The 4,399-nt window shown below is 71.2% G+C and carries 4 protein-coding genes; 2 read left to right on the top strand and 2 right to left on the bottom strand.

Annotated elements, in window-relative coordinates; genetic code table 11:
• Nucleotides 1-1,473, bottom strand: a 1,473-nt coding sequence (locus tag VFB40_RS14770) for an ABC transporter permease subunit (RefSeq protein WP_324851009.1), incomplete at its 3' end; no start/stop codon positions are given.
• Between the two features lie 189 nt (nt 1,474-1,662).
• The gene (locus VFB40_RS14775) at nt 1,663-2,085 is read right to left on the bottom strand and encodes a hypothetical protein (protein ID WP_324851011.1); all 423 of its coding nucleotides are present in this window, start codon (nt 2,083-2,085) and stop codon (nt 1,663-1,665) included.
• Nucleotides 2,086-2,240: 155 nt separating this feature from the next.
• Between VFB40_RS14775 and VFB40_RS14780 the strand changes: the two genes are divergently transcribed.
• Together VFB40_RS14780 and VFB40_RS14785 are read left to right on the top strand one after the other, a co-directional pair.
• Complete coding sequence (locus VFB40_RS14780; protein ID WP_527249197.1) at nt 2,241-2,708, top strand: MTB12 C-terminal domain-containing protein; 468 nt, start codon at nt 2,241-2,243, stop codon at nt 2,706-2,708.
• A gap of 480 nt (nt 2,709-3,188) precedes the next feature.
• Nucleotides 3,189-4,399 (top strand): SpoIIE family protein phosphatase (locus tag VFB40_RS14785; protein WP_324851015.1); only part of this gene is annotated, 1,211 nt, incomplete at its 3' end.

Raw genomic sequence — 4,399 nt, forward strand, 5'->3', positions numbered from 1 at the left:
CACGTCGCCACCGAGCATGCGAGCCGCCGGTTCACTGTCCCGGATCGCCGCCAGCCGCCGACCAACCCAGCCCCGATCCAGCGGCAGCAGCGCGAGCACCACCACACCCAAGCCGACCGCCTCTGCCAGCAGGAACCCACGATCGCCCGCCAGGAACCCGGGCCGGCGCGCGAGCGGCAGGGTGAACAGCGGCTGCTCGAACATGAACCGGCTCGCCGCGGTGGCCAGCGCGAGCGTGGTGAGCGCAAGGTGCAGCGGCCGCTTCCGGGCCACCGGCAACGCGAAGAGCAGGCCGAGCACCGCGCCCGCGGCCGGCGCCGCGATCAGGCCGAAGCGCGGCGTCCAAGCGGCCACGAGCGCGCCCGCCCCGACGAAAGCGGTCTGACCGAGCGAGATCAAGCCGACCGCACTGAGCGCTCGGAACGAAAGCAGCACCACCGCGAGCGGCGGGATGAGCTGAGCGGTACCGATGTCCTGCGGTCGCAACCACGCCGCAGCGACGCCCAACGCAACGACTTGCCACCAGCCGCCGATGTGTTCAGCCAGCGTGCCTTTACGCGGCAGGATCGAGACGCGTTCGCGCGCCTCCTGGAACGCCGGAGCCACCCACACCGCCACCAGCAGCACCGCCACGAACAGATTCGAGCGCACCGCAGCGAGCACCTCGCCCGGCCGGCCGCCAAGCTGCACGCCGATCAGCTCCGCCTGCCCGATACCGGTGGCCAGCGCCACGCCGATGGCGACCGCCGGATTGACCAGCCGCGCGGCCACCACCACACCCAGCGTCTCGAACAGCACCAAGGTGAACGTCACCGGATCGAGCCGCAGCTGCGGCGCGAGCAGCATCCCAGCCGCCGCCGCCAATGCGCAGCCCACCGCCCAACCCAGCCGCCCGAGCCGCCGCGCCGGCAGGCCGCTCAGCTCCGCCAGTCCGCGATCGTCCACTACCGCCCGAATCGCTACGCCGAACGTGCGACCGCGCGCGAGGAGAACCAAGGCAGCGGCGACCGCCGTCAGCAGCCCGAGCTCGACCAGGACCCCGAGCGGCACGGTGAGGCCGCCGAGCTGAACGGAACCGGCGGGCAGCAGCGAAGGCGCATCCGTCCGCGCGCCGGAACCCCACACCGCCGTCGCGATGCCGACCAGAAGGACCGTGATGCCGAAGCCCGCAGTGAGCTCGGCCGCGACCCCGGCGGCGCGCTGCTGGAGCGGGCGGAAAACCGCCGCGTCGATGAGCAGCCCGAACAGCGGAGCGCAAACCAGCAGGATCAGCGCGACTGCTAAGGCTGTCGGCATGCCCCACTCCCGCACGGCCGCGCGCAGCAGGAAGGCGCCCGTCATCCCGATCGCACCGAAGGCGACGTTAAGCACGCCGGTCACGCGGTACGTCGCGATGACTCCCAGCCCGGACAGACCGGCCACCGCGCCGATCCCGAGCCCCGCGATCCCGAGCTGTCCTGCCCCGGCGCTCACGGCGTTCGCCCGTGGGACTGCTGCCTTGCCGGTCGGCTCTTTAGCCCTGCGATCGCGAGCTGTCCCGCCCCGGCGCTCACGGTGCTCGCCGTTTCGGGCCACCGTGCCGCCGCCGCGCTGATCCCGAGCTCACCCGATGGCGGCACTTTCACGGCTTCCACGATCCCCACCTCGGCCGGCCCCGCCCCGCTAAGCGGCGGTGACCAGGTCCGGCTCGCAGATGGGGCAGGCACGGCTCGGCGCCGAACCGTCCGACGCGCCGTCCGCATCCCGCGACACCTCGAAGGCCTCCGGCTTCCCGTCGAGCAGAGGACAGTCCCCGCGATGCAGGTAGCTGCCGTCCGGCAAGGCCCAAAGCCCATCACGCCGGCCTGACCGCGCCTGAGCACTCCCAGCCCCGGCCCCGCTCCTGGCCGCACCCCCGATCCCGCCCCGGCTGCTGCCTTGCTCCGCACGATGGCGCGCCCCAATCAGCACCGCACCTGCGACGATCAGCGCCGCTCCAGGGATCGTGGCCGAGGCCAGGTACGGCAGTTGCTGCGCCTCGGTGGGCTGCCCGGAGATCTGGTACCAGCCGACCACGTCCATCCCGATGCCCACGGCGGCAACCACCCAGCCGACATCCACACCGGGACCAAAGCGGACAACCACCGGCACCCCTCAACAAAGTCGCCCAACCGCGCGATGATGGTATGGCAGAACCGTGTCGTGCGGGAGAGGCGGTAATCGTGAGGCTCCTCATCCGTATCCTCATCCCTTTGACGGGAGTGGCGCTGATAGCCGGGTGTAGCAGCTCCGGCAACAACTCGTCGGCTTCGTCGTCGACCTCCGCGGGCGCCTCCGCCTCGGCCACCGGCGGGCAGAGCGCCGACTCCGCCGCGGTGACCCAGGTCTGGCAGTCCTTCTTCTCCAAGGACACCCCGATCAGCCAGAAGGAAACCCTGCTGCAGAACGGCACGACCACCATGAAACCGGCGCTGCAGGCCTTTGCCGCCGATCCGCGGGTCGGGCAGGCCAGCGCGACCGTTCAGAAGGTCACCTTCCCCGACGCGAACGACGCGGACGTGACCTATCAGATCGCGCTCAACGGCACGGTGATGATGGGCGGCATGGCCGGAAAGGCCATCAAGCAGAACGGCCACTGGCTCGTCTCCGACAGCACCCTGTGCGGCCTGCTCCAGCTGGCCGCGGCTCAGGGAGGAGGCAGCTCCGGAGCGATTCCGGGCTGTTCATAGCACCGAATCGCGCAGCTGCGCTGATCCTCGTCTCGTGACGGCTTCCGCGTCCTCCGTTCGGGGTCATCCGTTCGGGTGAGCAGGCGGGAACCGTCGCCAGCCTGGCCGAACGCGGCCAGAGCCGGTCCCGGTTGTCCCTCGATCGAATGGTTGATCGTGGCAGTCCCCCTCCCCACGCTGCCCAGTCCGGCAGACTGGCCTCACCTGCTGTTCCGGGTGGGGCGAGTGGTCCGGCTCCGAATGCGCGGCTCCGTCCGCGCCGCCGACCGGACGCTGACGAGACGTGCGTACGGTCGGGAGCCGAGCGGCGGGCACTTGGAGAGGACGCCACTACCCGTGTCATGGAAGCCCGACGCGCCGTCTGCGGCGTTGTCCGACCGCGCCGTCCCGCGCCAATCGACCCCGAAGGAATTCGCCGCCTCCAGGGACACCGCCGCCCGTGATGACACCGCCTTAGACGAGACTGCCGCGAGTAACCCCATGCTGAAGAACACCGCACTGCGCGAGCCCGGCTTCGACGAGTTCGGGGACGACCTCACCGAGGCGCTGCTGGAACCCGGCGACGGCGGCTACCCGGCAGGCGACCGGGTCGGCACGCTGCTGGCCGCGGCGTTCGGTACCGCGCCCGGCGCGGTCGCGCTGGTGCGTGACCACGATCACCGGGTCGATTTCCTCAACCGCGCCTTCCGGGACGCCTTCGGCCTCTCGGACGGGGCGTGCGGGCCGCTGGCCGGCTTGGTCCCGCAGTTCGAGCAGCTCGGCCTGCTGGACGCGCTCGACCACGTCTACGCGACCGGTACCGTTTATGTCGCGCCGGAGGTGCGCGTTAACGGGTATGGCGCCGCCAGACGTCCCGCAGTGCTGCGCGTCACCTGCTCGCCGGTGCACCAGCCCGAGGGCGGACCCGTTACCGGCGCGCTCGTCAACATCATCGACTGCACCGACCAGGCCGCTGCGGTAGATCGGCTTCGTGCAGGGGAGCGGCGGCATCGGTACGCAGCCGTAGCGTTGCAGCGCTCGCTGTTACCGCAGCGTCTGTCTCAACCCGACGACCTGCGCATTGCCGGCGTGTACCTGCCGGGCGCTGCGGACCACCAGCTCGAGCACCTCCCGGACGTCTGGCGGCGCGATAACGAGCCCGGTGAGTACCAGGTCGGCGGCGACTGGTACGACGTGATTCCGCTCGGGGCGGGACGTACCGCGTTCGTCATGGGCGACGTGATGGGACGCGGGGTGCACGCGGCCGCGGTCATGGGTCAGTTGCGTGCCGCCGTGCGCGCGTATGCGGCGGCCAATCTGCCGCCCGGTGAGCTGTTGCTGCACCTCGATCGGCATGCGGCCGAGCTGGAAGGCGTCGCCTACGCCGTGGGCTCGGCTACCGCGGGCGCCTGCGATTTCGGCGCGCTGGCCACGGCCGTCTACGCCGTCTACGACCCCGACGATCACGTGCTCACCTACGCCAACGCCGGTCATCCCGCGCCGCTGCTGCGCCTACCGGACGGCACGGTCGTCGAACTCGACGCCGCCGGAGGCCCCCCGCTCGGCACCGGCGAGTGGACCTGGCAGGAGGCATGCATCGCGATGCCGCCCGGCTCCTACCTGTCGCTATTCACCGACGGGCTGATCGAGCGGCGCGGTACCGACCTCGACGGGCAACTCGCCCGGCTGCGCACGATCCTGGCCGGAGCCCC

It is taken from the genome of Actinocrinis sp. (genome assembly GCF_035650855.1).
In the GTDB taxonomy this organism is placed as follows: domain Bacteria; phylum Actinomycetota; class Actinomycetes; order Streptomycetales; family Catenulisporaceae; genus Actinocrinis.